The organism is Limosilactobacillus sp. (genome assembly GCF_040772465.1).
Lineage (GTDB): Bacteria > Bacillota > Bacilli > Lactobacillales > Lactobacillaceae > Limosilactobacillus.
Genome location: NZ_JAXGYB010000001.1, coordinates 317,656 through 343,151, shown reverse-complemented (window position 1 = coordinate 343,151; position 25,496 = coordinate 317,656). Strand labels below are relative to the sequence as shown.

Here is a 25,496-nt window from a genome sequence, read left to right as displayed (position 1 = left end):
ACTCCCTCAAAATTATTTTTGAAATCCATGAAACCCCTTACGAAGTTTCTGCCCTTATCTTATCGCATCCCCTACAGCCACACAACCAGCTTTCCCTTAACCTGGCGGTTTTTGAGCATCTATCTTGAAACACAAAACGACCCTGAAGTCCGATTGCCCGAACCTCAGGGTCATTTTGTGTAGTGTAGATAGATGTTTTTGGTAGTGATTACTATTACTTAGTTTTTAATCAAGAAACGAGCTTGTTCGCTTCAGCCTAGGCTTCTTCCCCAGCAACCTTAACGATAGCCTTGGAAATGTTGCCTAACTTGCCGCTAACGAAGTCTTCAACGTGGGCAAAGTCCAGAACATTGGAGATCAGTGGCAGTGGGTCAACGTCGCCTGACTGCAGCAGAGCGATGGAGTCTTCGAAGGTGTATGGGTTGATGAATGAACCTTGGATGTGCAGTTGCTTCTGGTAAACCTTGTAAGTGTTAACCTGGAAGGTTGAGTCAGGGTTACCAACACCGAACATCAGGACTTGGCCACCACGGCTAGCAGCTTCAACGGCTTGTTCCTGAGTCTTTGGCAGACCAACGGCTTCAACAACAATGTCGTAGCTGTCTGGCTTGATAGCATCTGGTTCCTTGATGTTGTTGATGGTCTTGAAGCCAAAGTGCTTGCGGTTGTTTTCCAGCTTCTCATCAACAGTACCGGCAAGGGTAACTTCACGAACACCACGAGCCTTCAGGATTTGGGCGATCAGTTGACCTTCGAAACCATCACCGATGATCAATACCTTTTGGTATGGGTGAGTTTCAAGCAGGTCTGCACCGTGCATAGCACATGAAATTGGTTCGATAACAGCAGCGGCTTCCAGAGAAACGTTGTCAGGAATGTGGTAAACAACTTCTTCAGGAGCAGTGAAGTAGTCTTCGAAACCACCGTCACGGGTAACACCAACGGCATCCAGGTGTTCACACAGTTCAGGACGTGAAGTCCGGCAGTAGTAGCACTTGTGGCAGTAGATGTTAGGGTCAACGCTGACACGGTCACCAACCTTGAAGTCTTCAACAGCTGAACCAACTTCAGCAACCACACCGGAGTTTTCGTGGCCTAAGACAATCGGAGGAACGGCACTAGCTGAACCTGGCAGACCATTGTAGAGGGCCTTGTCAGTCCCACAAATGCCGGCCCAAGCGGTGTGAATCAGCACTTCGTTTGGCTTTGGGGTTGGCTTCTTGTAGTTGTCATCGATTTCTAACTTCTGTTTACCAGTCATTACTAAAGCTTTCATTGTTATATCCTCCTAAATTTAATCCTTTTAATTAACCCTTTACAACTTCACAAAATTCGATTGTCTCATCATTAGGACCCACGATATTAAAGTACTTAATACCATGTTGCCAGTAGTCAAGATGCTGAACTTCGCTTTCCTTCATCTTGTAGCCAGCTTCCTTAGCTGCCCGGTAAGCGCCGTCCGCATCTTCAACGTTCAGTGAGATGTGGTTGATAGCACCGGTCTTGTGAACAGCACCATCGCTGTCCCAGATTTCCAGCATCAAGTGGTTGAACTTCATAAAGACCACTTGGTGACCCTGGTCGTCAGTATCAAACCGGCCTTGCATCTTAAAACCTAAACCTTCCCAAAAGTCGACCGTCTTTTTCAGGTCATCGGTTGGGATTCCCACATGGGCCAGGTCATCAAAATATCCAGCTAAACTCTTATTAAAAGCCATCAATCAACATCTCCCTTAATCAGTTGCTGCTTTCAGTGCCAAAGCAAAGTCACCGATCGTAGCGGAACCATTGTTCTTTGCCAATGGCATCGTAATGTAATCATCAACGTTGCCCACATCAACGTAGTCATTCAAGAGCTTCTTGAATTCGCGGCGAACCTTCTTCAGGAATGGTTCGCTGACAACGCCACCGCCAAAGACGATCTTGGCAGGACGGAACATCAACGTGGTGTCCAGAGCAGCTTGGGCTGTGTAGTAAGCCATGATGTCCCAAACGTGATCGGACAACGGAACATCCTTGCCCTTCTTACCAGTCCGGGCTTCAAAGGTTGGGCCGCTAACCAAACCTTCCAAGCAATCACCGTGGAATGGGCAAATTCCCTTGAAGTCTAAGTCATCTGGGTGACGCTTCAAACGAATGTGCCCCATTTCAGGGTGACCAAGTTCACCGACGAAGTGACCACCGATCACGGCACCGGCACCAACACCAGTTCCGATCGTGTAGTAAACCAAGGAATTGATCCGCTTGTTGAACAATGTTGAAAGAACATATTCACCATAAGCAGAACCATTAACGTCAGTTGTCCAAGCAATCGGGATATCGAAGTGCTTCTTAAATGGTCCAACAAAGTCGGTGTCAGCCCAACCTTGTTTTGGCGTGTCGGTAATGTAACCGTACTTTGGCGAACTCCGACGAATTTCGATCGGGCCAAAGGAAGCAATCGCAATGGCACTGAGGTCTTTCTTGTACTTGTCGAAAAACTCAATGCACTTCTTGAATGTTTCTTCCGGCGTCGTCGTCGGGATGTGAACGGAATCCTGAATTTGATAATTGGTATTGCCAACCGCACAAACAAACTTTGTGCCACCAGCTTCAATGCTTCCGAGTAGCATTGCTATTCCTCCTAATCAATCGGAGTTGAATTCGATCAGCTCTTGTAAAATTGTTTAAGCGCTTTCAACGGTTCTTATGGTAGCCCTTACATCATTAGATGTCAACCGGTTGACAGAGAATTATTTTGAGATTTTCACAAGATCCCCATCAGGACGGGGCTGAGGGCTGATTTTTTTATTTCAGATTTTTTGTAAAATGACAACCGGTTGACATAGGGCGACATTTTTAAACAAAAACAACCTCCAGTAGCGGCAATGCCGCGCACTGAAGGCAGATAATTTATGCGGTAAAACTATTGATGATCCGAACCGGAACGGTGACTGACTGAACCTCTTCACCATTCATCTGTTTGATCAGCAGGTCAGCTGCTTTTTCGGCCATTACGTCGATCGGCTGACGAATGGTCGTCAGTTCTGGTGACAGCATCTGGGTAATGCTGGCGCCGTCAAAGCCGACTACCTTGAGGTCAGAAGGAACGTGGCGATCGTATTCCTTCCCCACCCGGATGATCAGACTGGCGTTAGTGTCGTTATCGGCAAAGATCCCGTCCACTTCTGGATGTTCTTCGTAAATTCGCCGGAAGACGCTCTCCTTCTTTTCATCAGAAACATCAAAGGAGACCTCATAGGTGATCGCTGGCCGATGATACTTTTTCATCAAGTCCTCGTAGGCCTTGCGCCGCTGCTGATTCGGTGACGGCATATCAGATGGGTAGTTGGTGTGGATGATGTGCTGACAGCCATCGTCGAGCAGGCGCTGAACTGCCAGGAGGCCACCCTGGTAATTATCTGCAGCCACAACCGGAATCTGCGGAGTCAAGAAACGTTCGATCGAGACGATTGGCCGCTTAGTCTTCTTGTAGCCACTAATCCCCTGGTTGTGCGAACCGACGATAATACCGTCGACCTGGTGATTGAGCAGGAGCTTTAGGTAGTTCTTTTCTTTCTCCGGGTTGTTTTGGCTGTTGCCCATCAGTACCCGGTAGCCTAACCGGTCAAAAGTCTTCTCCAGTTGACCTTCCAATTCAGCGAAGAAGGGGTCGTCAACGGTCGGGAAAATGAGGGCCACGAGGTTGGTCTTCTGTTTGAAGAGCTGGCGGGCGATGACGTTGGGCCGGTAGTTTAGCTCATCCATCGCCTGGTGGACCTTGTCAATGGTCTTCTGACTGAGGTAGCCACGGTTATTGAGAACCCGCGAAACGGTGGTTTTGGACACACCAGCCCGTTTAGCCACATCTTCCAACTTAATTGTCTTCTCTCCAGCCATGATGAAACCCCTTTCTAAGCAATACTCATATTATAGCATACTGCCAAAATGGTCATGACCAATCGAGAACACAAAAAGGCGCCAGCAGGTTTTCGCCCGCCAGCGCCTTATTAGTGTACCGAGAAATTTATTGTCTGTGTTTCAACTTCAATTCTTACTTTATTCTGCATCCTTGTTTTCGCTGATGACCAACTTGCCGTCCTTCATGTCAGCCCGCAAGTGCTTGATGTCAAGGTGGTCAAGGTAGAAGTCTGTTACCTTGTCACGGATTTGTTGTTCAACAACCCGCCGCAGCGGACGTGCACCCATGGCCTTGTCGTAACCCTTGTTGATCAAGAATTCCTTAGCTTCGTCGCTGACAACAACGTCCATCCCCTTCTTAGCAAGAGTTTGGTTAACAGCGTCGAGCATCAGGTTGACGATCTTCTTCAGGTCATCCTTGGTCAAGCTGTGGAATTCAACAATCGCGTTGAAGCGGTTGAGGAATTCTGGCCGGAAGTATGGTGTCAACTTCTTGATTAGGCTCTCGTCATCAGTAGCGCCCTTAGCAGCAGCATCGTTACTGTAGCCGGCGTTAGAGGTAGCGATGATCACCGTGTTCTTGAAGTCAACGGTGTTACCCTGACCATCAGTCAACCGACCGTCATCCAGTACCTGCAGGAGCAGGGTGATGACTTGTGGGTTGGCCTTTTCAATTTCGTCCAGCAAGATGATGCTGTACGGGTGACGACGTACCTTTTCGGTCAAGGTGTTGCCGTTGTCGTTGTAGCCAACGTAACCAGCGTTAGCACCGATCAATTTGGAGACGGCAGTCTGGTCGCTGTATTCGGACATATCCAACCGGATGATGTCGTCTTCGCTGCCGAACATGTCGAGGGCTAATTGCTTAGCCAATTCCGTCTTCCCGACACCGGTTGGGCCGACGAAGAGGAAGCTGCCAATCGGCCGGTTGCCTTCGTCAAAACCAGCCCGGTTCCGCCGAATGGCCCGTGCCACGGCTTCAACGGCTTCGTCTTGTCCAATCACTTTGCCTTCCAGACGCTTGTCTAAGCCCTTCAGACGTTCGATGTCACTGGCACCCATCTTAGATACCGGAATGCCAGTCAGCCGTTCAACAGCGCTAGCGACGTCGCTTGGCTTTGCAGTGACTTTGTCAGCAGTAGAGTTGTCTTTCAACTGCTTCTTCAGGTCAGCAACCTTGTCCTTAGCGTCCTGGGCTGCCTTGTAGTCTTCCTTCTTGACGGCCTTTTCTTGGTCTTCTTCAGTCTTCTTGATTTCGGCTTCGATTTCGTTAGCGTTCTTTGCTGGGTGCTTAGCGGCCAAGTGGGCAGCTGTCATATCCATCAGGTCGATGGCCTTGTCAGGCAAGGACCGTTGTGGCATGTACTGAACAGAGTAGTCAACCGCTGCCTTCAGCACATCGTCCGGCAAAGTAACGTTGTGGTGCTTCTCGTAGAGCTTACGCAGACCTTGCAGAATCTTGAAGGTGTCATCCTTGCTAGGAGCGTTAACCGTAACCTGGTTAAACCGCCGAGACAAAGCAGCGTCCTTCATGATCGTGTTGCGGTATTCATCCTGGGTCGTAGCACCGATGATGGTGATTTCACCACGAGACAGAGCTGGTTTCAGGATATCAGCCATCCCCTTGGAACCACTCTCGTCGCCAGTACTACCAGCGCCGATCAGTTGGTGGATTTCGTCGAAGAAGAGAATGACGTTGCCACGCTTCTTCACTTCTTGAATCAGTTTCTGCATGTTTTCTTCGAAACTGCCACGGTACTGGGTCCCAGCTTCAAGGCTAGAGATATCAATACTGATAATCTGCTTGTTCTTAATGGAAGCAGGAACGTCGCCGTGCACGATTGCCTGTGCCAAGCCTTCAACAACCGCCGTTTTACCGACACCGGCGTCACCGACAAGAACTGGGTTGTTCTTCGTCCGCCGTGAAAGGATTTCGGCAGTTTCCTGAATTTCCTTATTCCGGCCGATCACTGGGTCCAGCTTACCTTCCTTAGCTTCTTGCGTTAAGTTGCGGCCAAGCTTTTCCAGAATGCCCTTGCCTTGCTTCTTACCACGTTGGCTTTGGCCAACATTGCCGGGATTTCCTGCACCAGGCAAATGTCCCGTTTGCCGATACTGAGCAAATTCCTCCGGAGTGACTTCGCGACCGTTGATCAGGTAGCGACGGTTCTCAGAATTCAAACCGTTCATCCCACCCATCAGTTGGTTAAACAGGTCGTCCATGCCGCCGTTTTCAAATGGATCTACTGGATTTTGTGCCATAATGCAATCCCCCTTAATTAATTTTCAAGTTAAATAATCTTAGTGACAACTAACGGCGTGAATTAAACCACGCCGCTACTACCACTATTTTTCATCATCGTTCAACAAGTAGTGCTCCTCTAGATCCTTCAGCACCTGCCACATTCGCTTATTCTGCGCTTGAGCAAGGGCATCGAGATCACGTAAATTCAAAGGTGTCGCGCTGCTTTGCTCTTTGTTAAACGACTTATGTAAAGTGGTGTAGCCATAGCCGGATTCCTTGGCAACATGATAGATTGTCAAGTGATTCACGCTGAGGTAGCGTTTAACATCTATCCGCATGTGCTCACTTCCTTTACACTTATTAGTATATCACATTTGTGGTATAACACAATAGTAAAATAGCACAAATGTGAAATAATTTCTAAAAAATTTCCCGGGTAATCGCTGATGCCCGGAAAACAAAAAGCCGAAGACGACATTGTCATCTCCAGCGTGCATTCACATTTAATCCTTACTCTCCACCGGTGGGAGAACCACGTTATCGACAGAGACAGGCAGGAAGATCGTCAAAGCTTTGATGATAATCAGGTCCATCACTGCCACAAAGGCCATCGTTAAAGCCGTCGCCGCTAATTGAATGAGTGTCAGGTGGAAGCCACCGCCAAAGAAGAGCCCGTTAGGGACAACCTTGCTGATAGCGTGACTAGCAAACATTCCCGTTGCAATACTGCCCCAGATGCCACTGACACCATGGCAGCCGAAAGCATCGACGACGTCGTCGATAGCCAATTTGGGCTTGACCCGGTAAATAAAGGCATGGCTAAACAGGACACCGACAAGGCCGATCACCATCGCGCCACCCAGTGTGACGTAACCAGCGCCAGGCGTGATAGCTACCAAGCCGGCAATCGAACCGTTGCAAGCACCAGCCAGGGTAACCCGGTGCAGCAAGTGGCGATCAAGTACCATCCAGGTGACCATCCCGGTCGAACAAGCAATCGTTGTCGTCAGCATTGCCTGAACCGCGGTGTTGTTAACGGCTAGCGCTGAACCACAGTTAAAGCCATACCAGCCAAACCACAGCATTGCCGTGCCGATCAGGACCCAAGCCAGGTTATGGTGTTCGGTGCCAATTTCATGGCGACGACCAACCCAGGCAGACAAGATTAGCGCCGTAATACCAGCGTTAACGTGAACCACCAAGCCACCAGCAAAGTCAACTGCTCCGAGGTCGGCTAATAAACCGTGCGGCGCCCAGACCATGTGGACTAAAGGGTAGTAAACCAGAATAGACCAACAGATCGTAAAGAATACCAGAAAGGTAAAACGTCCGTGCCCGACCACTGATCCGCAAAAGAGAGCCGGCGTGATGATCGCAAACATCATCATGAACATGGCATAGACGCCGACTGAAATTCCGTCCTTGGTGACCGCATCAATTGGCACCCGAGCCATCAGAACTTCGCGCAAGTTGCCAAAGACGCCAAAGTGGTTGCCAGAAAATGATAGTGAGTAACCAACCGCAATCCAAAGCAGGACCGCCAAACCGCACATCATGAAGACGGTCAGCAGCATGTTGTTAGCGTGACGATTATTGACTAGACCACCATAGAAAAATGCTAAGCCAGGTGTCATCAACAATACAAGAATACTTGCAATCATCACAAAGAGTGTGTTCACTTGCAACACATAGACCGCCTCCAATCACAATAAATTAGGGCTAATTTATCACCTCTCCCAACTGACCACAAGATCCACCAATGAATTGCTAATAATGATTAGTGCAAAGCGATTACAGAAAAAACATTAATTAGTTATCTGCCCACTTTGTTAAATATTCAAAGTATTTACCAGTATAGACCAATTGCCATAAAAGCTAAACAAAAAGGACGCTCGATCTGTTCAGCCAGACCCAGCATCCTTCCTCAACCTCTCTGGTGAAATCTATACCAGAATTCACCGCTTATCTTTTCACAGTTGATAGTTGGATATATCTATTTAGTGAAATGACGAAAATCGCGACATTTAACAACGATCAACCCCCACGTTGCTAGGGCGATCAACAATTCAATTCCCAAAACTTCTAACATGGTCATAATCATATTGTGACAGTCCTTCCTTTGCTAATCCCGGTTCAATGAACCTGTTCCAGTACTATCTTTTAATACCCAACTAATGTCAGTATAGCATATTTTAGGGATACCTAAAATATAATTTTGCAAAATAAAAAGCCGGCATCGTGCCGACTTCTTAGAATCCCTATTTATTCCGTCCTCGATTAAACGCCTGCTTAACGTTACGCTTAATTACGTCCCAGACAGACAATGAACGTAACATCCGGTCAGGATCGACGTGGTTTCGCACAGCCCGCAACACTTTAAAAGGATGGCGGGCAGCAAAACGAAACACCCCGTTGTGCTTAGTATGAAAAGCAAAGCGCGGAATCCAGCGGTTGAAGATTACCTCAGCCGACAGGAAATCGACTTCATCCCAGGGAATCTGGATATAGTTCTTAGAAACTTTCTCGTCGTAAAATTCAAAGGCTTTATCGCCCACCATCAGGTGTCCATAAGAGCCCATCCCGTTCAAAAATTCGCCACGATCAACCAATTCAGAATGGTGGTTCATTGATTCGGCCATCGGTAATCTCCTTTCTATATAAAAAACTTCCCCATTACATTCACGGGGAAGTCTTTTTAGTCAATCAACAGCTCCATTAGATAATGTGTGCACAGTGTGCTGCCACACCAACAACGAAGATCCCAATGATGATAACGATTGGTGAAACCTTCTTCTTCAGCAGCCACATGCACAGGAAGGTCAGCAGCAAGCCCGCCAGACCAGGAATCAACTGATCAAGTGAACTCTGCAGGGTCATCGGGTGAACATGACCGTTAACTTTTGGCCGTGCGTAAACCCAGGTGAATTTAATAGAAACCCACCGTTCGATCAGGGCACCGATAACAAACATCCCCATTAGAGATGCACCGTGAGTAACGTTGTGCAGCAGACTACCAGAAAGGTCTTCAGTAATCTTCATCCCAGTCCGGTAACCGAATTCCTGAGTGTAGTAAGTGAAGGCCAAGTGAATGATGTTCCAAAGAACAAAAGTCAGAATAGGGCCGACCATACTACCACTGATTGCCAGGGAAGCACCCAGTGAGAAGATAATTGGACGAATCGTGAACCAGAACAGTGGGTCACCGACACCGGCCAGCGGACCCATCATCCCGACCTTAACACCTTGGATAGCGGCGTTGTCGATATCAGCACCGTTAGCCTTTTCTTCTTCCAGCGCCATCGTAACACCGAAAATTGGTGAAGCCAGGTACGGGTGAGTGTTGAAGAAAGTCATGTGACGTTGCAGAGCTTCAGCCCGGTCTTCCTTGTTCTTGTAAAGTTTCCGGATTGCCGGGATCATGGTGTAACAAACACCAGAGTTTTGCATACGTTCGTAGTTAAAGTTAGCTAAGATGAACCATGAGTGGAACCAAACACTCAAACGGTCCCGTTTACTTAAAGTGACACGTTTGCTGTCATTGTTTTGTGCTGTTTCAGCCATCTTCCTGCCTCCTTAGTAGTTATCCAGGATATCGCCAAGTGGATCACCAGTTCCACTATTACCAGCAGCCTTGCTGTCAGCATTAGAACCATTACCAGATCCGCCGTTGCCACCACCGTTGTTCAGCAGTTGCAGGTAAATCAGAGTAAATGCCAGACCCAGAGTACCAATAGCAATCAGAGTCAGCTTACTCAAAGCGGCGATAACGAAACCGATGGCGAAGAATGGCCATACATCGCGAGTGGACATCATATTCATGATCATAGCGTAACCAACGGCAACGACCATCCCACCAGAAAGGGTCATCCCGTCACTCAGCCATTTCGGCATCATGTTCAAACCAGATTGAACAACGCTCGTTGGCAGAGCCAGCAGCAATGCAGCTGGAATAGCAACACGCAGACCTTGCAGTGACAAACCAACGAATTGCCAAATTTCGATTGGCAAAATCTTGCCTTCTTCAGCAGCGTGGTCTTGGATGTGAACGATGAAGACAGTAACAGTCCGTACCAGCATAGTCAGGAACAGACCGGCAACTGCCAGTGGAATAGCCAAACCAATGGCAGTACCAACGTTGCTGGTAGCACCACCACTCTTCAGCAAAATAATTGCAGATGCAACACCGGCTAAACCAGCGTCTGGTGACATAGCGGCACCGACGTTAGCCCAACCAAGGGCGATCATTTGGAGTTCACCACCCAGCATCAAGCCGGCAACCGGGTGACCACCAAACAAACCAATTAAACTACAAGCGATCAAAGGTTGGTAGGTTTCAAATGAATCCATAACACTGCCGCAACCTACAATGAATGCGACAATGACAATCATAATGTTAGACATTAGTCTCCTCCGTCAAGCTAATTCTTTTGTTGGTCCAATTTTGTCTGAGCTTCTTCGAGCAGCTTGTCCATGTCATGTGGAGTATCAGCTGCAACGGCACGCACGTCAAATTTAACCCCACGGTCACGCAGGTCTTTGATAGCGTCGACATCTTCCTGATTCATGGAAATGTCCTTAGTTAAGGAGACATCACCCTTCTTGAATGACATCGTCCCGACGTTCAGCTTCTTGAAGTCGATACCAGCCTTTTTGGCTGCATCAGCATCTTCAGCAGTTTCAAAGAGCAGCAATGCACGCGTGTTACCAAAACGTGGGTCCTTAGAAACTTCGACCATCTTCTTCAGAGGGACAACGTGGGCATGGGTTCCGGCAGGTGCAGCGTTCTTAATCATTTGAACACGCAGCTTGTTCTTGCATACGCTGTCGGAAACAACGATGATCCGGTCTGGCTTAAACATTGGCGTCCAAACCGTTGCCACTTGACCGTGCAGCAGACGACCATCGATCCGGGCGAAAACGTACTTGATGTGGCCATCACCCAAAACCGTACCTGGTGCAATCGTACCAGTTGGCTCCTGCTTGTCCTTGTCTGCGGACTTGTCATCATTTGATGCCTTGTCTGCCTTTGGTGCTGCTGCCTTCGGTGCCAGGCTTTCTGGTAAAGTCTTAACACCATCTTTAGCAACGTTGACCAAGTGAGTAGCAATCTTTTGGGCACTTTCTTCGCCGCCTAAACGAGTACCGTATGCTTCCAGTACCATTGGCAGGTTCATACCAGTGACAATTGCCCATTTGTCTTCGTGTTCCTTAACCATGGTGCTAGCTTGGTTGAACGGCGTACCACCCCACAGGTCGATCAAGAACAGAACTTGGTCGCTGTCATCAAGACTATCTACCGCTTTTTCAAGCTTAGCATGGAAATCATCAGGACCTTCGCCCGGCTTCAGAATGGCATGAGCAACGTTCTTTTGCTCACCAAAAATCATCTGACCTGATTCGAAAATCCCTTCAGCAAAACCACCATGGCTTGCCAGGATAATCCCAACCATCGTCATTCCTCCTCTTGGATGCATTAATAATAAAGTAATCAAACTGACCCAACTAGGTGAATAATTGCTATCAAATATACATCTACATAGTCGCGTCAGTTTGGAAGTATACCATAATGTGGAACATTATGGAACCGCTACAATAGCCATTCCAGACACTTTTTTTCGTTGTCAAGGAAACGAAAATTAGACCAATTGTTCTTTATTTATCGTGTTGTTAGTCCCAAAGGCCCGTCAAAAAACTCATTTCGCCTGTTTAGTGATAACTAGATCAATAATTAGAAAAAAACTAATAAGATTTATATTTTCTTAATCAATTTGCCTAAAAATCTTGCTCATCTCTTACTTATGGTAAGGCAAACCGTTGATAATCGTAAAAGCACGGTAGACTTGTTCAGCCAACACTAACCTCATCAACTGGTGCGGCATGGTCAAGCGTCCAAAAGACAACTGTGTATCAGCCCGTTTTAAAACTTCTGGGCTTAGGCCAAGGGATCCACCGATGACAAAAGTGATGTCACTGTGTCCGTAAGTAGCTAATTGTTGGATTTCATGGGCAAAAGCTTCTGAGCTCCGTTCCTTGCCCTTGATAGCTAGGGCATAAACATATTCCCGGCTGCTGATCTTATTGAGAATGCGTTCACCCTCCTTAGCCATCACTTCATCCTTTTCAGCTTGGCTGAGCGATTCCGGAGCTTGCTCGTCCTTCACTTCAACCAGTTTGAATTTGCAAAAGCGGCTAAGGCGCTTAGCATATTCCGCAATGCCCGCACGGAAGTACTTCTCTTTGACCTTGCCAACACCAATAATTTTGATATTCATTATGATTCCTCCACAAGTTTTCCACAGACTTATCCACAGGATAATCTCAACTTATTCACATCACCCAAAGTTCGACAATCACTTTTTCGTCATTATATTGCACTTTGTAATCTACTTGTCCACAGTTATCCACCGAAACGTTTGTTCTGGTATAGGCCTCTAGAGACCACGTCTGACAAGGGATACAGCGTTCCTTTAACAAATGTTTTACACTTATCAACAGCATTTTCACCAGCCTGTGGATAACTTTTAGTGGATAAGTAATCCTACTGTAATCAACACTGAGCCATTATAACAAAGATTGTCCACAAAGTTATCCACAGTTATAAACAGGCATCAGTGGAAATATCGCAAAAATGATTTTTCCATCAACAAATGGGTGTTCGGTTTAAGACAAATTACGACGAATGATTATCATGCCTATACCATCAAACGTTCGTAAAACACATGTTTTGATGACAAATAAAAAAATCTTGGCAAGAACTTGCCAAGATTAATGAAATTATAGTTTCAATTCAATAAATTAATTGTCATTCTCTACTTTTGAGCTAGCCGTCTGACTTAATTTGACGGTTGTGACGTGCTGAGTTCCTGAACGATAGTAGGTAACCTTAACTGAATCGCCAACCTTGTATTTGTACAAAGCAGTCTTCAGATCGCCCGTTCCTTGGACCTTACTATTGCCCAGCTTGGTGATAACATCATACTTCTTTAAACCGGCATTATCAGCATCAGAGCCGCTCTTGACCTTCATCAGAACAACACCAGTGTTAACGGAACTCGGCAATTTCAGAACGTTCTTCTGGGAATCACTCGTCACGTTACTCAAATTAATCATACTAACGCCCAGCGTTGGCCGAACAACTTTACCATGGGCTACTAACTGGTTGATGATCCGAACGACTTCGTTGCTTGGAATGGAGAAGCCCATCCCCTCAACACTGCTGCCTTCGCCATTTGACGAAAGTTTCATCGAGTTGATCCCGATAACTTGTCCTGCCATGTTGATCAATGGGCCACCGGAATTGCCGGAATTAATGGCTGCATCAGTTTGGATAACATTGGTCGTAGTGCTGCTACCGCTATTGCCATTCGAAGAATCGTCATCGTTCGTAGAAACCTTCAGCGTCCGTTTCTTAGCGGAGATAATCCCCTTGGTGACCGTGTTGGCATATTCACTACCCATCGGTGAACCGATCGCTAAGACATCCTGACCGGCAGCGATGTCGTTAGAATTACCAAAGCGGGCCACTGTATTGACGTTTTTAGCAGAAATCTTCAAAACGGCTAAGTCGGTAGTGGAATCCGTCCCAACCAAACCGGCTGAAACCTTCTTGCCGTTACTTAAGATGACTTCGAGGGCATTAGAACCAGAAACCACGTGGTTGTTGGTAACAACATAGGCAATTCCGTTATGCTTTTTGTAGATAACACCTGAACCTTCACTAGCAGTCTGAAGCTTGCCAGAATTGCTATTTGAAGGGGCATCGCCACCAAACATATCAAAAACGCTGTTGCCAGAGTTCTGGACACGCTGCTTATTGATGACACTGACAACTGAATCCTTCACCGAATTGTAAGCCTGTGTCGACGGATTCTTTAGCTGGGCTTTATTGCCCTGAACACTAGCTCCACCAGGTTTAGTCGAACCACTCGGAACTTTTGTAACAGTATTTTGCTCATGACGTGTCCACACATTGCCAATTGTTATGCTAATGCCGCCACCAATCAGTCCTGCTAACAAACCGACAACGATAACCTTCATCCAAAAACGACGCCGAAATTTATTCTCGTCCATGAATCTTCCTCCGAAGCGATCTTAACTATAAGTTCAGTTTAGTCATCAATTATGAAGAAATTATGATTAAGTTAGTAATAATTTGCACCATTATAGCATAGTCAATGGCGTTGGTTGGTCTGGCTCCGCATCGCTAATCTTAAAATCCTCATCAACAGCAAAATCGTGTTCTGCCATCAAGGAAGCCACCGTCAAATGCGCTAGTGAACGACGATTATTGTGCTGACTCCGGTGGCCTAACAAGATTTGCTTAGTTCGACGCCCAACGACGTTCATCAGTGCATCAGCACCCTCTTCATTGGACAGGTGACCTTCATCCCCCAAAATTCGCTGTTTGAGTGGCCAAGAATAAGGTCCTTCCTCCAACATCTGGATATCATGATTGCATTCCATCAGATAGCCATCAGCATCCTTGATCGTGCCGCAAACGCTATCCGAAACGTAACCCGTGTCCGTCAGCACACAAAAACTTTCGTCATCGTGGTGCACTTGGTAAAACTGCGGTTCGGCAGCATCATGACTAACGGCAAAGCTCTCCACCTGCATATCGCCGAAGTCTTTAACTTCCCCCGGTTCCAGCAAGTGCTTCTGCAGCGGGTCAATCTTACCGATCCGCTTGCTCATCGCGGCCCAGGTTCCCCGGTTGGCATAAACTGCCATCCCGTAACGGCGGGCAAGCACGCCAACTCCGTGTGCATGATCATTGTGTTCGTGGGTCACAAATAAGGCTTCCACATCATTCAGCGAACGGCCGATCTTTTTCATCAACGCTGCGATCCGTTTGCCACTCAAACCGGCATCCACCAAAATTTTGTGGTGGGGTGTCTCAAAATAAGTGCAGTTACCTGTGCTGCCACTTGCGAGTGCACTAAATTTCAAATGATCATCTGTATCAGTCAACTTCATACTCTCCCCTCAATCTGCTGCTCTCTGCTGTGCCAAATCGTTAACGTTAACCGTAACGTTATTGTTCTTAATGACCGTCCCCGTGAGGGCGTTGACTTTCAAGCGTTCTTCTTTATTACTGTTCTTGGCCCGGACTTCGACCATCCACGTCGGAACGTAAACGGAGCGATTCCGCGTCGTCAGCAAACGGGTATAACAAAGATCGGCCCAGTGAATCTTGGAGTTATTTGGCAGCTCATTGTGCTTGTACAGCTCGATGACAGCTTCTTGTTGGCTAATCGTCTTCTTCCATGGACGCAGGATCTTGCCGGTCTTTAAATAACTCTGGGTATAGCCGACAACTTGGCCATGCTGGTTAATCCGGAAAGTAATCCGCCCATCTTCGCCCATCAACGGTCGACCACCCAGTTGTTCAGTGTAAACCACGTAGTGCTTAGATGACAGATCTGCATTGTAGTGATACTTCCGCCCATGGAGCACCCTCTTTGGATTATCGATGATCCGGCTAAAATCATTGGTTTTAGTAACCATATCCACTTTAATCGGGTGGTTGAAACTACTGGATAGAATGCCATTTTCAATCCGGGTCGATTGACCATGGAGGCGACTCGTTTGGCTTTCCAGACTGTTGGTATCGTTGGTTTTACTCAATGAGTAGTAGTAGCCACTGTGGTTATCCTTAGCCAGATTGCCATTAAAGCTAATCGATTCATTGCGCATCTCTTTCATGACGATATCAGATTGGCTCATTTGCCGACCGATGTTGGTGAAGCGAACATTGACCACTACCATCACAAAAAGGAAAACATCTAGCAAGGCAAAGGCAACGAGGAAAATTAACATAATGCGTTTAAAATTCATCCTGAGCCCTCCCTACTTTAGTACATCGTGATAATCTAGCCAATTACCATGGTATTTAATCAAATACGTCGGTTCAAGGGTAACGCCATGATGCGTAGCCCCCGTTTGCCAAAGGTAGCCAAGACGCAAGCCAGTTACCTGCTTCTCCTTACCTGCCGCTTTAAGCTGGTTTAAGATCGAAGCAGTCGAAGGCAGGCGGGTACTAGATTCCTTAACCGGTAACGGTGTCTGCAAACTGTAGCGACTAAAGCGGAAATGTTCGATCCCCTGATTCGACTCCGTGATCTGCACGAGTCCGTAGTCATTTTCGTTAAAAATCGGGAAGGACTGAACATAACTGCGGAAAGTGATCTGTTGGTGTTTCCGGCTGTAATCATCAAAATGAAGGCAGTCCAGTGCTGTTCCAATACGCCGCAAACGCTGATAAACCGTATTGTAGAGCTGTTGTGTTGAAGGATTGCTATCCTTGCCAGTGTAGTTAACGTAATCGATAATTCCGGTTGATTCATCATAGGTCAGACGCCGTCCATTATTGGAATAGGTGATCTGTTGGCCCTCACGACGCTGATTGAGGTTGCTGCTCTGTCTGGTGTTTAGTAAATTACCGGTGACGTTGTCAACATTTTGTCCAACAACCTGGTAGGCATAGACCGGCAGCTTCACTCCGTGCGGATAGACGGTAAAAAGCGTCTTGCCGACAACCTGGTGATCCATTGGCAGTTGGTGCCCACTACTCTGCTGAACTAGCTTTTTAATCTTATCTGTATTGTTGTTAGTGATATCAACCCGGTAAACTTGAAAATTGCGGTCATCCAGCAAGTACATCACGTGCTGATTGTTACTCGGTAAAACAATCCGCTGAATCTGGGGAATGCGGTTAGTATTCAATTCCTGGGAAAACGTTTGGTTAAAAATTGAGGTTGGGATCGGCGTCGCATAGCTAAGCACTAGCGAATGAGGCGTTCGCAAAGTGTCCAAGTAATCTTGTGAATCACCCCGGCCAACCCGTGTCAGATGCAGCAGGTGCCACTTACTCAAGGTGTTCTGGGCCGTCAAAGCAGCGTTGGCGTGCTGGCCATACATCCTAAACTGGTTACCACTGCCGTTAACCCTGACAATCTCTGTCGGCAAATAGATATCACCAATCGACTGGGCAGTAAACTGCTTATTCATATTATTGGCATCGTTACGCACGTGGCTATTGGCGTATGGGCTTGCCCAAATCAGCCCAGACAAAATGAGGCTGATAATTACGGCCATAGCGAGCAAAAGGCCGAGCCAGTTAGTTCTGATCTTTTTCATCATCGTCCCATTCATCCTCCTCATCGTATTGAATGTATGGTAATGAGATATAGAAGGTCGATCCTTGGCCTTCAGTACTATCAACCCATATCTGGCCACCAAGCATGTTGACGACTTCCTTGGAGATAGCTAAGCCCAGGCCAGTTCCTCCTTGCTTGCGCGAACGAGCTTTGTCGACCCGGAAGAAACGGTCAAAGATACGGCCGATATCTTTCCGCGGAATCCCCAAACCTTGGTCGCTGATGCTAAGGATAACGTGCTTGTCCGTTGCTACCAGGCGGCAAGTAATGACCCCACCATCAGGGGAATACTTGACCGCGTTGTTCATAATGTTGTCGATCACTTGGGTAAACTTGTCCGTATCGATCTCCACCCACAAATCTTGCTTGGTGAAGTGACGGACGATGGAATAGTGCTTGCTGTCCGGATTTTCGTTCTTCTCTTTTTTGATGATCATATCAAAGCGGTTGAGAATATAGTTAAAGAGCTCGTTGATGTTGACGTATTCCAGGTTCAGCTTAGCCGTCCCGGAGTCCATCCGCGAAAGGCTCAAGAGATCGTTGATCATCCGAATCATCCGGTCTGTTTCGTCCTGAACCACTTTAAGAAAGCGGGGAGCCACCTCTTTGTCTTTCCATGCACCATCAGTCAAGGCTTCGACGTAACTCTTAACGCTGGTCAACGGTGTCCGCAATTCGTGGGAAACGTTGGAAACAAACTGTTTCCGTTCACGCTCTTCCTTTTGCTGGCTAGTGACATCATGCAGAACACAGACAAGACCGCTGACGAAGCCAGATTCCCGCTGAATTGGGGTGAAGAAGGCACTCAAAATCAGGCCATTTTCGTCATTCATATCGATCATGACATGAGTCTGTGTTTCATCAATTAGCTGGCGCATCGTGTATTGTTTGCGGATTTTCAAAATGTCCGTAATTGACTTGCCGATGACGTCATCTTCTTCGTCATAATTTAACAATTGGAGAGCGGTATTATTGATGATCGTGATGTTGCCACGCCGGTCTGTTGCGATCACCCCGTCAGTCATATGACTGAGGACACTATCCAGCCGCCGTCGTTCAGATTCAGAGGCATCCTGCGATTCTTCCACGCGCACCGACAAGTTGTTGATAGCACCAGCCAGTTGTCCCAGCTCGTCATTATCTACCACTTCAACTTGGCCACTGTAATCGCCACGCGCAATCCGCATCGTTTGCTTGCGCATTTCCTCGATAGGAGCAGTGATTTCCCGGGAAATAAAAATTGACAGCAGCAAGCACAATACAATCGATGCCAGAACGGCTGAAATGTAGATGACGTAAATATTGTTGATCGTCGAGTAAACCCCTTCGAGGTTGGCTCGCATGTAGAGAACCCCAACTTCATTATTACCGTTGCTATTGGAAAGCGGCACGATGTTTACATAGTAGCGGTTGTGGTTGGTATTGTCGTAAAGGTACTCTGTATGGTTGCGGTCACTAACCAGGGTATTTTTGATGCCCGAGTCGGTTGTTTTTTGACCAACAATTCCTTGGTTTGTACTGCTGCTGGTTCCGCGGATGATCCCCTTGCTATCGATCACCCGAATTTCAGAGATATTGCTGTTGTTGACTTCTGCCAAAATCGTCCTGATATGGTGATTGGCTGAAGTCGTATTGGTGCGTCCAAGCTGCGTCGACAATGAATTTTCAATATACGAAGGCAATACAATCTGTTGCCGGAAATTATTTAAATTTTGTCTTTCCAGTTGACGCATAAAAAAGGCCCCCACAATTTCAAGCGTCAGCATGAGCATTAACGCAAAAATGAGGGCAAATTTAAAACGAATCGATTGGAAAAATTTGATCTTGCTATTCACAAGTGATCATTCCTCTAATCTTGGTCTGGCTTTGCTAAGTAATAACCAACACCCCGCCGCGTAATCAGCCACTTCGGTTGGCTCGGGTTGTCTTCGATCTTTTCGCGCAGACGACGAACAGTCACATCAACCGTCCGCACGTCACCGTAATAATTGTAACCCCAAACCGTTTGTAAGAGGTTCTCACGGTTAATGACTTGACCCAGGTGTTGGGCTAGGTAATGCAGCAATTCAAATTCACGATGGGTTAGGTTGATGTTCTTCCCCCGTTTAGTGACGGTATAAGCATCCGGATGAATTGTCAGCTCGCCAACCTGGATGTCCGCGTTGCTGTCTTGTGGATTGGCATTTGTCGTCGCAGCTTGGCGCCGCAAATTAGCCTTCACACGTGCCACCAACTCCCGGTTAGAAAACGGCTTAGTAACGTAGTCATCCGCACCTAGTTCAAGGCCTAGCACTTTATCTAGCTCAGAATCCTTGGCGGTGACCATAATAATTGGCATATTGTGTTTAGCACGAACCCGCTTGGCAACTTCTAGGCCATCAATCTTTGGTAGCATCAGGTCAAGAATAATCAGGTCTGGTGATTCACTCTCTACCTTTTCAAGGGCTTCTTCCCCATCATAGGCCACGCATACTTCGTAGCCTTCCTTTTCCATGTTAAATTTGATAATATCTGAAATTGGTTTTTCATCATCAACAACTAATATCTTAGCCATTTAAATGATTACCTCCAAACTGTCTCATGATGGGGTCAATCTCCCCCAATTTCTATTTATTCACTCGGTTAAACATTACTATTATATCACAAGGGTATCATTAACCACCTGATACACACGAGTAAGGCCTTCTGATCCTGCTGAAATTCGCATTATCCAACAAATTTCAAATTTTTCTCACTTTTTTTCAAAAAAGCCTTGCACTCATGGGGTAATGTTGATATTATATTAATTGTCGTTAAGGACATGGGCAGTTAGCTCAGCTGGCAGAGCAACGGACTCTTAATCCGTGGGTCCAGGGTTCGATCCCCTGACTGCCCATCATTCGCACCGCTTTAGGCGGTGCTTTTTTTTATGTTCTTTTATACTCAAAAACGCAGAATGAGTCAAACATTTCGCTCATTCTGCGTTTTTTTAATACCTATCTGCCTTTTTACGGTTACCCTCACAGATCAGCACAATAGCGATGAAAACCAGCAAAACAGCCAATAAGCAGCTCAAAAATAAACACTTATAGGAAGTAGCGCTGATCATCAAACCACCAGCTAACGGACTCAGGGCTTTCCCCACTGATGACCAGCCATTGAAGAGTCCCTGGTAGCGTCCCTTCTCTTCGTTCGGTGTTAGCTCATTGATCACTGCCGGCATGGTAGGAAAAGCCGTCGCTTCCCCTAAAGTCAGCACTGATATCCCAATCACAAACCAGTAATACTGCTTGGCAAAGAGTAAAATCGCAAACGACATTGCTACCGTCAGGAGGCCAAAGTAAATCATCCGGTAGGGGTTGGTGAGGTAGCGATTGAGCCAGCTAATTATTAATTGAAAGACGACGATCAAGAAACCGTTAACCGTCCACAAAAGACTGTAAAGGGTCAAGGAAATGCCCATTTCCGTCATGTAAACTGACATGTTACTGGACCACTGACTGTAAGCAATCCAGACAATCGCAATCCCAATAAAGAAGGACCAGCAGATTAACTTATTATGCCAACTAAGCTGGACCTTAGTGGCTTTGCTCGTCTTCCTGTGTTGGCTAATCTGTGGTACACGGTAACAAAACCAAACCAGGACGAAGAAGAATGCATACATCACTGCCGTCACCGCAAAAAGCGGGCCCACATGATCATGACTCGCTTCATACAGGGGACCGACAGCTGCTGTCCCGATCATCATCCCAAAGTTGTTAGAAAAATAGATCAGGTTAAAAACAGTCCGGCCATCGTGGGATCGGATCCGCGTCCCGTACGAATTCAACATGGTAATCAGCCAGCCGTTAATGAATCCCACAATCGGCAATAAAATCGGGTAGGCAGGCCAACCGTTTTGCCACATCAAAAGACCCATCATAACGATTTCAGCAACGACCATCCCCAATGTCAGGTGCTGAGGATTAAAGCGATCAAAAAGCGTCCCACCGATGTATGATCCGATGACGTTTGTTCCCGAGTACAGCAATAAAACAATCCCCGAAACAGTCAGTGATTGATGCAGCTCATTGTGCACGTAGACCGTTGTCAACGGCCAGACAAAGCTGTTGCCGATGTTGGCTAGAAATGCTCCCAAAAGCAGCCAGTGAAGGCGCAATTCGTCTTTTTTGGCTTTCATTGCTTGATCCCCCTTGTCCACAAAATAACAGCCCGGAAGCATTGCTCCTGCGCTGTTTAATATTATTGTTGATTTTCTTCGATGCTGCGTCCCAAGTCTTGTGGAACAAACTTGTTGCACGTTTTATTAAACATCAAATTAACCGTTCCCCGCGGACCGCTCCGGTTCTTTTCGATAATGAGTTCCACCTGGCTGACACTCGGTTGGTCATCCTCATCAGCCGGCTGTCCCCCTTCGTCAGGGTCTTCTTCATTATCATCACGGTCATAATAGTCGTCACGGTACAGGAAACTGACGATGTCGGCATCTTGCTCAATTGAGCCGGATTCACGGATATCAGAAAGAACTGGTCGCTTGTCTTGTCGCTGTTCAACACCACGAGATAGTTGTGACAAAGCGATGACCGGCACGCTCAATTCCTTGGCTAATTTCTTCAATTGCCGCGAAATCATCGAGACTTCCTGCTGCCGGTTTTCGGCGTTGCCGCCTTCGATCAATTGGAGGTAGTCGATTACGATCAGGCTCAACGAACCCTGTTCTTTTTTCAGACGCCGGCACTTCGCCCGGATTTCACTGACCTTAATCCCAGGTGTGTCATCGATAAACATCCGGGTATTGGCCAGGGTGCCTGAAACGTTCCAGAGATTAGTGACCTCTTCGTTAGTCAGGTTACCGGTTCGCAAGTGTTGCGAATTGATCCGCCCTTCTGCACAGAGCATCCGGTCAACCAATGACTCAGCACCCATTTCAAGACTGAAGATCGCTACTACAGTATTTTCGCCACGAATAGCGACATTTTGTGCCAGATTCAAGGCAAAGGCCGTCTTCCCCATGGCTGGCCGTGCCGCGATGACGATGAATTCGTCGGGATGCAGGCCGGTCGTAATTTCATCCAGCTGCTTGTAGCCCGTCGAAATGCCCGTCACGTCGCTATGATCCTTGGTCAGCTCTTCGATGTGGTTCAGCGAGGAATCGACCAGGTCGTTCATGTTTTGGAAGCCACCGGTGTTTTGGTCTTCTGCCACCTGCATGATGGATTGCTCAGCGTTATCGGTCAGATCAGCAACGGCCTCCTTGCCTTCGTAAGACTGATCGATGATATTCTGGGCTGCTTCGATTAAACGACGAGCCGTCGCCTTGTCGCGTACGATCTTCGCGTAGTATTCGACATTGGCTGCGGTCGGAACCGCGCCAGCCAATTCAGCGACGTATTTGATCCCACCAACGTTGGCCAGCTGATTTTCCCGCGTCAACTCGTCCCGGATCGTGATCGGGTCAATTTTTTCGTCCCGATCATCCAGGTTAACCATCGCCTGGTACATGATCTGGTGATTACGTTGGTAGAAGTCCTTTGGCGTCAGAAATTCGAGTGATTGTTTAAAGGCATCATCCGACAAAAAAGCCGACCCGAGGACGGCTCGTTCAGCTTCTTGATCATTCGGCATCTGCGGTGCACTGCTGCCGGCAGTTGTCAGCTGTTCGTCTGCCATTATCGGTTCGACCTCCCTTCAATTAAAAGCACCACTGCTTATTTTTCAGCGATATGAACCCGGATGTTAGCTGTCACATCATGGTGCAGCTTAACTGGCACGCTGACGTATCCGGTAGCCTTGATCGGTGCTGCCAGTTGAATCTTGTGCTTGTCTAGCTTCAGGTTAAATTGGCTATTCAATGCCTTGACGATTTGCTTGCTGGAAATGGAACCGAAGATCCGACCATCAGTTCCGGCCTTGGCACTCAATTCGATGACCGTCTTGTCATCTTCCAGCTTCTTCTTCATTTCCTTGGCGTTGGCCAGTTCCTCTGCTTCGTGCTTTTCAGCGGCACGTTGTTGGCCGTGCAATTCGCTCATCGCAGACTTGGTCGCAGCCTTAGCTAAACCACGCTTGATCAAGTAGTTTTGGGCGTAGCCATCAGAAACTTCTTTTAATTCGCCGCGTTTACCGCGTCCACGAACGTCTTTAACAAAAATAACTTTCATGTTCTTCACTCCTCCGTTGTTGCTGAGTCATCTTCGGAATCTTCTTTGTGATTCAACAGGTCAACCAGCTCTTCTTTAACCTGGCTGACTGTCTGACCCTTAACTTGGGTTGCCGCATTAGAGAGGTGGCCGCCACCACCCATTTTTTCCATCACCAACTGGACGTTGAAGTCACCCATCGACCGTGCCGAAACACTGATGACGCCGTCTGGACGCTTCGTGATGACGAACGAGGCATCGACCCCGTCCATCTGCAGCAGCATGTCCGCAGCCTGGGCCGCAGTCACTGGATCGTAGCTTTGGTTATCCTCACCAACACACAATGCCATTCTATCATTAATGAACTTAACAGTAGAAATAAGATGGTTGCGACTCAGGAAACTATCAGGATTTTCCTTCATGAAGTGTTGGATCAATAGGCCATCTGCCCCGGCAGAACGCAGGTAGCTAGCGGCATCAAAAGTCCGCGTACCGGCCCGTTGACTGAAGGACTTAGTATCAACTTTGATCCCCGTCAGCATCGTCGTCGCCTCTAGTTTATTCAGCGACTCGCTATCGCGCGGCTGGTACTCGAACATTTCCGTAATCAGTTCACAGGTTGAACTAGCATAGGGTTCGATGTAGACCAACAGTGGGTTCTCTGGGAACTCTTCGCCACGCCGGTGGTGGTCGATGATCATCACGCGGTTTTGCAGCTGCTGGAAGAGCTTCGGTGAAATCGAAATGCTTGGTTTGGAGTGGTCCACCATCACTAAGAGGCTCTTATCTGTGGCTTTCGCCATCGCTTCTTCTGGCGTAATGATGTGATCTTTGATGTCCTTATACTTATTAATTTCCAACATCAGCCGGGCAATATCAGAGTGGACGTGCTCCGTATCGAGGACGATCCAACAGTCATGCCCGTTCATATTCGCAATCCGCCGAATACCCATGCAGGCGCCCATCGAGTCCATGTCAGGCTTATTGTGCCCCATCACGAAGATCTGGTCGGCTTCAGCCATCAATTCCTGCATAGCTTGGCTGATCATCCGTGCCCGCACCCGAGTTCGCTTCTCCATCGGGTTAGTCTTGCCACCATAGAAGCGGGCCTCGGAATTTTCGGCCCGTACGACGACTTGGTCGCCACCACGGCCCAGAGCCAGATCGAGGTTTTGCTGAGCCGTGTCTGCCATCTTCATCAAATCGTGTTCGCCATAGGCAATCCCGACAGACAGCGTGACTGGCGAGTTCTGTTTAGTCGTATTATTGCGAATGACATCCAGGATCTTGAACTTCTTCTTTTCCAGGCTGTCCAGCGACCGCTGGTAACCGACGATCAAATAATTATCATCATCGATCACCTTCATCAACAGGTGGTTCACCTTGGCCCACTTGCTGATTTCGGAAGTAACGTAGTTGTGCAGGTTAGAAACTTCAGAGTCGTTCATCCCCTGCGTCAGCTCAATGTAGTTGTCCAAGTAAATCTGGCCGACAAAGACACGCTCATTTTTGTAGCGTTCTTCAATCTGCTGGTACTTGGTGACATCCATCAGGTAAATAATGTGGAAACGTTCCTGAATCAAAAACTCAAAGCGTCGCCGCTTCCAGGAAACGACAATTGGATGTTTTTCTTGATGGTACTTCTTCACCAACTTGGATAACTTAAAATCAACATCACTGAGCTTTTTACCGACCACGGCCTCCAGCTTAAAATACTTAGCCATGTAAGGATTGATCCACTTGACGACCTGGTGTTCATCAAGCATGATCATCCCCACTGGCATATCCAGCAAGGCTTCCTGCTGGCCGCGTTCGAGTTGGTATGTCATATCGTTGATATAGGTATTGGTGTCATCGCGCAATTTATATAATTGCTTCAGACTGACATAGAGCCCTACTAATAAGAAGATGATCATGATGACACCGATAACCCAGTTGAGGTTAAAGGAAATCACGAGGGTGATGATCGATAGGGACAAAAGAAAAATTGCGTTAGCCCGTACCGAGCTGTCACGTATGAATAAAATCCACCGGTCACCCTTGAAAAAGTCCTTCATCTTCTCACCTCCCTGT

General features: G+C 47.3%; 22 protein-coding genes and 1 tRNA gene. 1 reads left to right on the top strand and 22 read right to left on the bottom strand.

Going from position 1 to position 25,496, the window contains the following annotated elements:
* Nucleotides 1–256: 256 nt before the first annotated feature.
* From AB3114_RS01445 to yycF, 18 genes are all read right to left on the bottom strand, one after another.
* Entirely contained in the window at nt 257–1,276 is a 1,020-nt protein-coding gene (locus AB3114_RS01445; protein WP_367341482.1) for a zinc-dependent alcohol dehydrogenase family protein, read from the bottom strand.
* A 31-nt stretch (nt 1,277–1,307) separates the two neighbouring features.
* Nucleotides 1,308–1,718 carry a VOC family protein gene (locus AB3114_RS01440; protein ID WP_367341481.1) on the bottom strand — a complete coding sequence of 137 codons (411 nt, stop codon included), beginning with the start codon at nt 1,716–1,718 and terminating at the stop codon, nt 1,308–1,310.
* Between the two features lie 15 nt (nt 1,719–1,733).
* The gene (scrK, locus tag AB3114_RS01435; protein WP_367341480.1) at nt 1,734–2,612 is read right to left on the bottom strand and encodes a fructokinase ScrK; all 879 of its coding nucleotides are present in this window, start codon (nt 2,610–2,612) and stop codon (nt 1,734–1,736) included.
* A gap of 280 nt (nt 2,613–2,892) precedes the next feature.
* Nucleotides 2,893–3,879 (bottom strand): LacI family DNA-binding transcriptional regulator, encoded by a 987-nt coding sequence (locus tag AB3114_RS01430; RefSeq protein WP_367341479.1) that lies wholly within the window; start codon nt 3,877–3,879, stop codon nt 2,893–2,895.
* 159 nt (nt 3,880–4,038) lie between these two features.
* The gene (locus AB3114_RS01425; protein WP_367341478.1) at nt 4,039–6,162 is read right to left on the bottom strand and encodes an ATP-dependent Clp protease ATP-binding subunit; all 2,124 of its coding nucleotides are present in this window, start codon (nt 6,160–6,162) and stop codon (nt 4,039–4,041) included.
* An 84-nt stretch (nt 6,163–6,246) separates the two neighbouring features.
* Nucleotides 6,247–6,483: a transcriptional regulator gene (locus AB3114_RS01420; protein ID WP_367341477.1), complete on the bottom strand. Its 237-nt coding sequence runs from the start codon at nt 6,481–6,483 to the stop codon at nt 6,247–6,249.
* Nucleotides 6,484–6,648: 165 nt separating this feature from the next.
* On the bottom strand, nt 6,649–7,833 hold the full coding sequence (locus AB3114_RS01415) for an ammonium transporter (RefSeq protein ID WP_367341476.1): 1,185 nt from the start codon (nt 7,831–7,833) through the stop codon (nt 6,649–6,651).
* Nucleotides 7,834–8,403: 570 nt separating this feature from the next.
* Complete coding sequence (locus AB3114_RS01410; protein ID WP_367341475.1) at nt 8,404–8,784, bottom strand: DUF956 family protein; 381 nt, start codon at nt 8,782–8,784, stop codon at nt 8,404–8,406.
* A 76-nt stretch (nt 8,785–8,860) separates the two neighbouring features.
* Entirely contained in the window at nt 8,861–9,706 is an 846-nt protein-coding gene (locus AB3114_RS01405) for a PTS system mannose/fructose/sorbose family transporter subunit IID (protein ID WP_367341474.1), read from the bottom strand.
* 12 nt (nt 9,707–9,718) lie between these two features.
* Entirely contained in the window at nt 9,719–10,546 is an 828-nt protein-coding gene (locus AB3114_RS01400; protein ID WP_367341473.1) for a PTS mannose/fructose/sorbose transporter subunit IIC, read from the bottom strand.
* A gap of 17 nt (nt 10,547–10,563) precedes the next feature.
* Entirely contained in the window at nt 10,564–11,595 is a 1,032-nt protein-coding gene (locus AB3114_RS01395) for a PTS sugar transporter subunit IIB (protein ID WP_367341472.1), read from the bottom strand.
* A 342-nt stretch (nt 11,596–11,937) separates the two neighbouring features.
* A complete protein-coding gene (gene rlmH / locus AB3114_RS01390) occupies nt 11,938–12,417 on the bottom strand; it encodes a 23S rRNA (pseudouridine(1915)-N(3))-methyltransferase RlmH (RefSeq protein ID WP_367341471.1) in 480 nt (159 codons plus the stop codon).
* A 523-nt stretch (nt 12,418–12,940) separates the two neighbouring features.
* Nucleotides 12,941–14,215: a S1C family serine protease gene (locus AB3114_RS01385; RefSeq protein ID WP_367341470.1), complete on the bottom strand. Its 1,275-nt coding sequence runs from the start codon at nt 14,213–14,215 to the stop codon at nt 12,941–12,943.
* 90 nt (nt 14,216–14,305) lie between these two features.
* The gene (locus tag AB3114_RS01380) at nt 14,306–15,115 is read right to left on the bottom strand and encodes an MBL fold metallo-hydrolase (RefSeq protein ID WP_367341469.1); all 810 of its coding nucleotides are present in this window, start codon (nt 15,113–15,115) and stop codon (nt 14,306–14,308) included.
* A gap of 15 nt (nt 15,116–15,130) precedes the next feature.
* Complete coding sequence (locus tag AB3114_RS01375) at nt 15,131–15,982, bottom strand: two-component system regulatory protein YycI (RefSeq protein WP_367341468.1); 852 nt, start codon at nt 15,980–15,982, stop codon at nt 15,131–15,133.
* 12 nt (nt 15,983–15,994) lie between these two features.
* Nucleotides 15,995–17,287, bottom strand: a complete 1,293-nt coding sequence (locus AB3114_RS01370) for a YycH family regulatory protein (protein WP_367341467.1) — start codon at nt 17,285–17,287, stop codon at nt 15,995–15,997.
* The gene (walK, locus tag AB3114_RS01365; RefSeq protein WP_367341466.1) at nt 17,265–19,139 is read right to left on the bottom strand and encodes a cell wall metabolism sensor histidine kinase WalK; all 1,875 of its coding nucleotides are present in this window, start codon (nt 19,137–19,139) and stop codon (nt 17,265–17,267) included. The genes AB3114_RS01370 and walK overlap by 23 nt, the downstream gene beginning before the upstream one ends.
* 14 nt (nt 19,140–19,153) lie before the next feature.
* Complete coding sequence (gene yycF / locus AB3114_RS01360; protein ID WP_367341465.1) at nt 19,154–19,858, bottom strand: response regulator YycF; 705 nt, start codon at nt 19,856–19,858, stop codon at nt 19,154–19,156.
* Between the two features lie 248 nt (nt 19,859–20,106).
* Between yycF and AB3114_RS01355 the strand changes: the two genes are divergently transcribed.
* Nucleotides 20,107–20,179 (top strand) — tRNA-Lys (locus tag AB3114_RS01355).
* A 93-nt stretch (nt 20,180–20,272) separates the two neighbouring features.
* Here AB3114_RS01355 and AB3114_RS01350 read toward each other — a convergent pair.
* The 4 genes from AB3114_RS01350 to AB3114_RS01335 all read right to left on the bottom strand — a co-directional run bounded on the left by AB3114_RS01350 (nt 20,273) and on the right by AB3114_RS01335 (nt 25,480).
* Entirely contained in the window at nt 20,273–21,463 is a 1,191-nt protein-coding gene (locus AB3114_RS01350) for an MDR family MFS transporter (RefSeq protein WP_367341464.1), read from the bottom strand.
* Nucleotides 21,464–21,525: 62 nt separating this feature from the next.
* Nucleotides 21,526–22,953, bottom strand: a complete 1,428-nt coding sequence (gene dnaB / locus AB3114_RS01345) for a replicative DNA helicase (RefSeq protein WP_367341463.1) — start codon at nt 22,951–22,953, stop codon at nt 21,526–21,528.
* Nucleotides 22,954–22,991: 38 nt separating this feature from the next.
* Entirely contained in the window at nt 22,992–23,444 is a 453-nt protein-coding gene (gene rplI, locus AB3114_RS01340; RefSeq protein ID WP_367341462.1) for a 50S ribosomal protein L9, read from the bottom strand.
* 5 nt (nt 23,445–23,449) lie between these two features.
* Nucleotides 23,450–25,480 carry a DHH family phosphoesterase gene (locus AB3114_RS01335; RefSeq protein ID WP_367341461.1) on the bottom strand — a complete coding sequence of 677 codons (2,031 nt, stop codon included), beginning with the start codon at nt 25,478–25,480 and terminating at the stop codon, nt 23,450–23,452.
* Nucleotides 25,481–25,496 lie beyond the last annotated feature (16 nt).

Bases quoted from the DNA above. Each gene is read 5' to 3' on its own strand.
- AB3114_RS01445 (WP_367341482.1), bottom strand. From the start codon at position 1,276: ATGAAAGCTTTAGTAATGACTGGTAAACAGAAGTTAGAAATCGATGAC.
- AB3114_RS01440 (WP_367341481.1), bottom strand. From the start codon at position 1,718: ATGGCTTTTAATAAGAGTTTAGCTGGATATTTTGATGACCTGGCCCAT.
- scrK (WP_367341480.1), bottom strand. From the start codon at position 2,612: ATGCTACTCGGAAGCATTGAAGCTGGTGGCACAAAGTTTGTTTGTGCG.
- AB3114_RS01430 (WP_367341479.1), bottom strand. From the start codon at position 3,879: ATGGCTGGAGAGAAGACAATTAAGTTGGAAGATGTGGCTAAACGGGCT.
- AB3114_RS01425 (WP_367341478.1), bottom strand. From the start codon at position 6,162: ATGGCACAAAATCCAGTAGATCCATTTGAAAACGGCGGCATGGACGAC.
- AB3114_RS01420 (WP_367341477.1), bottom strand. From the start codon at position 6,483: ATGCGGATAGATGTTAAACGCTACCTCAGCGTGAATCACTTGACAATC.
- AB3114_RS01410 (WP_367341475.1), bottom strand. From the start codon at position 8,784: ATGGCCGAATCAATGAACCACCATTCTGAATTGGTTGATCGTGGCGAA.
- AB3114_RS01405 (WP_367341474.1), bottom strand. From the start codon at position 9,706: ATGGCTGAAACAGCACAAAACAATGACAGCAAACGTGTCACTTTAAGT.
- AB3114_RS01400 (WP_367341473.1), bottom strand. From the start codon at position 10,546: ATGTCTAACATTATGATTGTCATTGTCGCATTCATTGTAGGTTGCGGC.
- AB3114_RS01395 (WP_367341472.1), bottom strand. From the start codon at position 11,595: ATGGTTGGGATTATCCTGGCAAGCCATGGTGGTTTTGCTGAAGGGATT.
- rlmH (WP_367341471.1), bottom strand. From the start codon at position 12,417: ATGAATATCAAAATTATTGGTGTTGGCAAGGTCAAAGAGAAGTACTTC.
- AB3114_RS01385 (WP_367341470.1), bottom strand. From the start codon at position 14,215: ATGGACGAGAATAAATTTCGGCGTCGTTTTTGGATGAAGGTTATCGTT.
- AB3114_RS01375 (WP_367341468.1), bottom strand. From the start codon at position 15,982: ATGAATTTTAAACGCATTATGTTAATTTTCCTCGTTGCCTTTGCCTTG.
- AB3114_RS01370 (WP_367341467.1), bottom strand. From the start codon at position 17,287: ATGATGAAAAAGATCAGAACTAACTGGCTCGGCCTTTTGCTCGCTATG.
- yycF (WP_367341465.1), bottom strand. From the start codon at position 19,858: ATGGCTAAGATATTAGTTGTTGATGATGAAAAACCAATTTCAGATATT.
- AB3114_RS01350 (WP_367341464.1), bottom strand. From the start codon at position 21,463: ATGAAAGCCAAAAAAGACGAATTGCGCCTTCACTGGCTGCTTTTGGGA.
- dnaB (WP_367341463.1), bottom strand. From the start codon at position 22,953: ATGGCAGACGAACAGCTGACAACTGCCGGCAGCAGTGCACCGCAGATG.
- rplI (WP_367341462.1), bottom strand. From the start codon at position 23,444: ATGAAAGTTATTTTTGTTAAAGACGTTCGTGGACGCGGTAAACGCGGC.
- AB3114_RS01335 (WP_367341461.1), bottom strand. From the start codon at position 25,480: ATGAAGGACTTTTTCAAGGGTGACCGGTGGATTTTATTCATACGTGAC.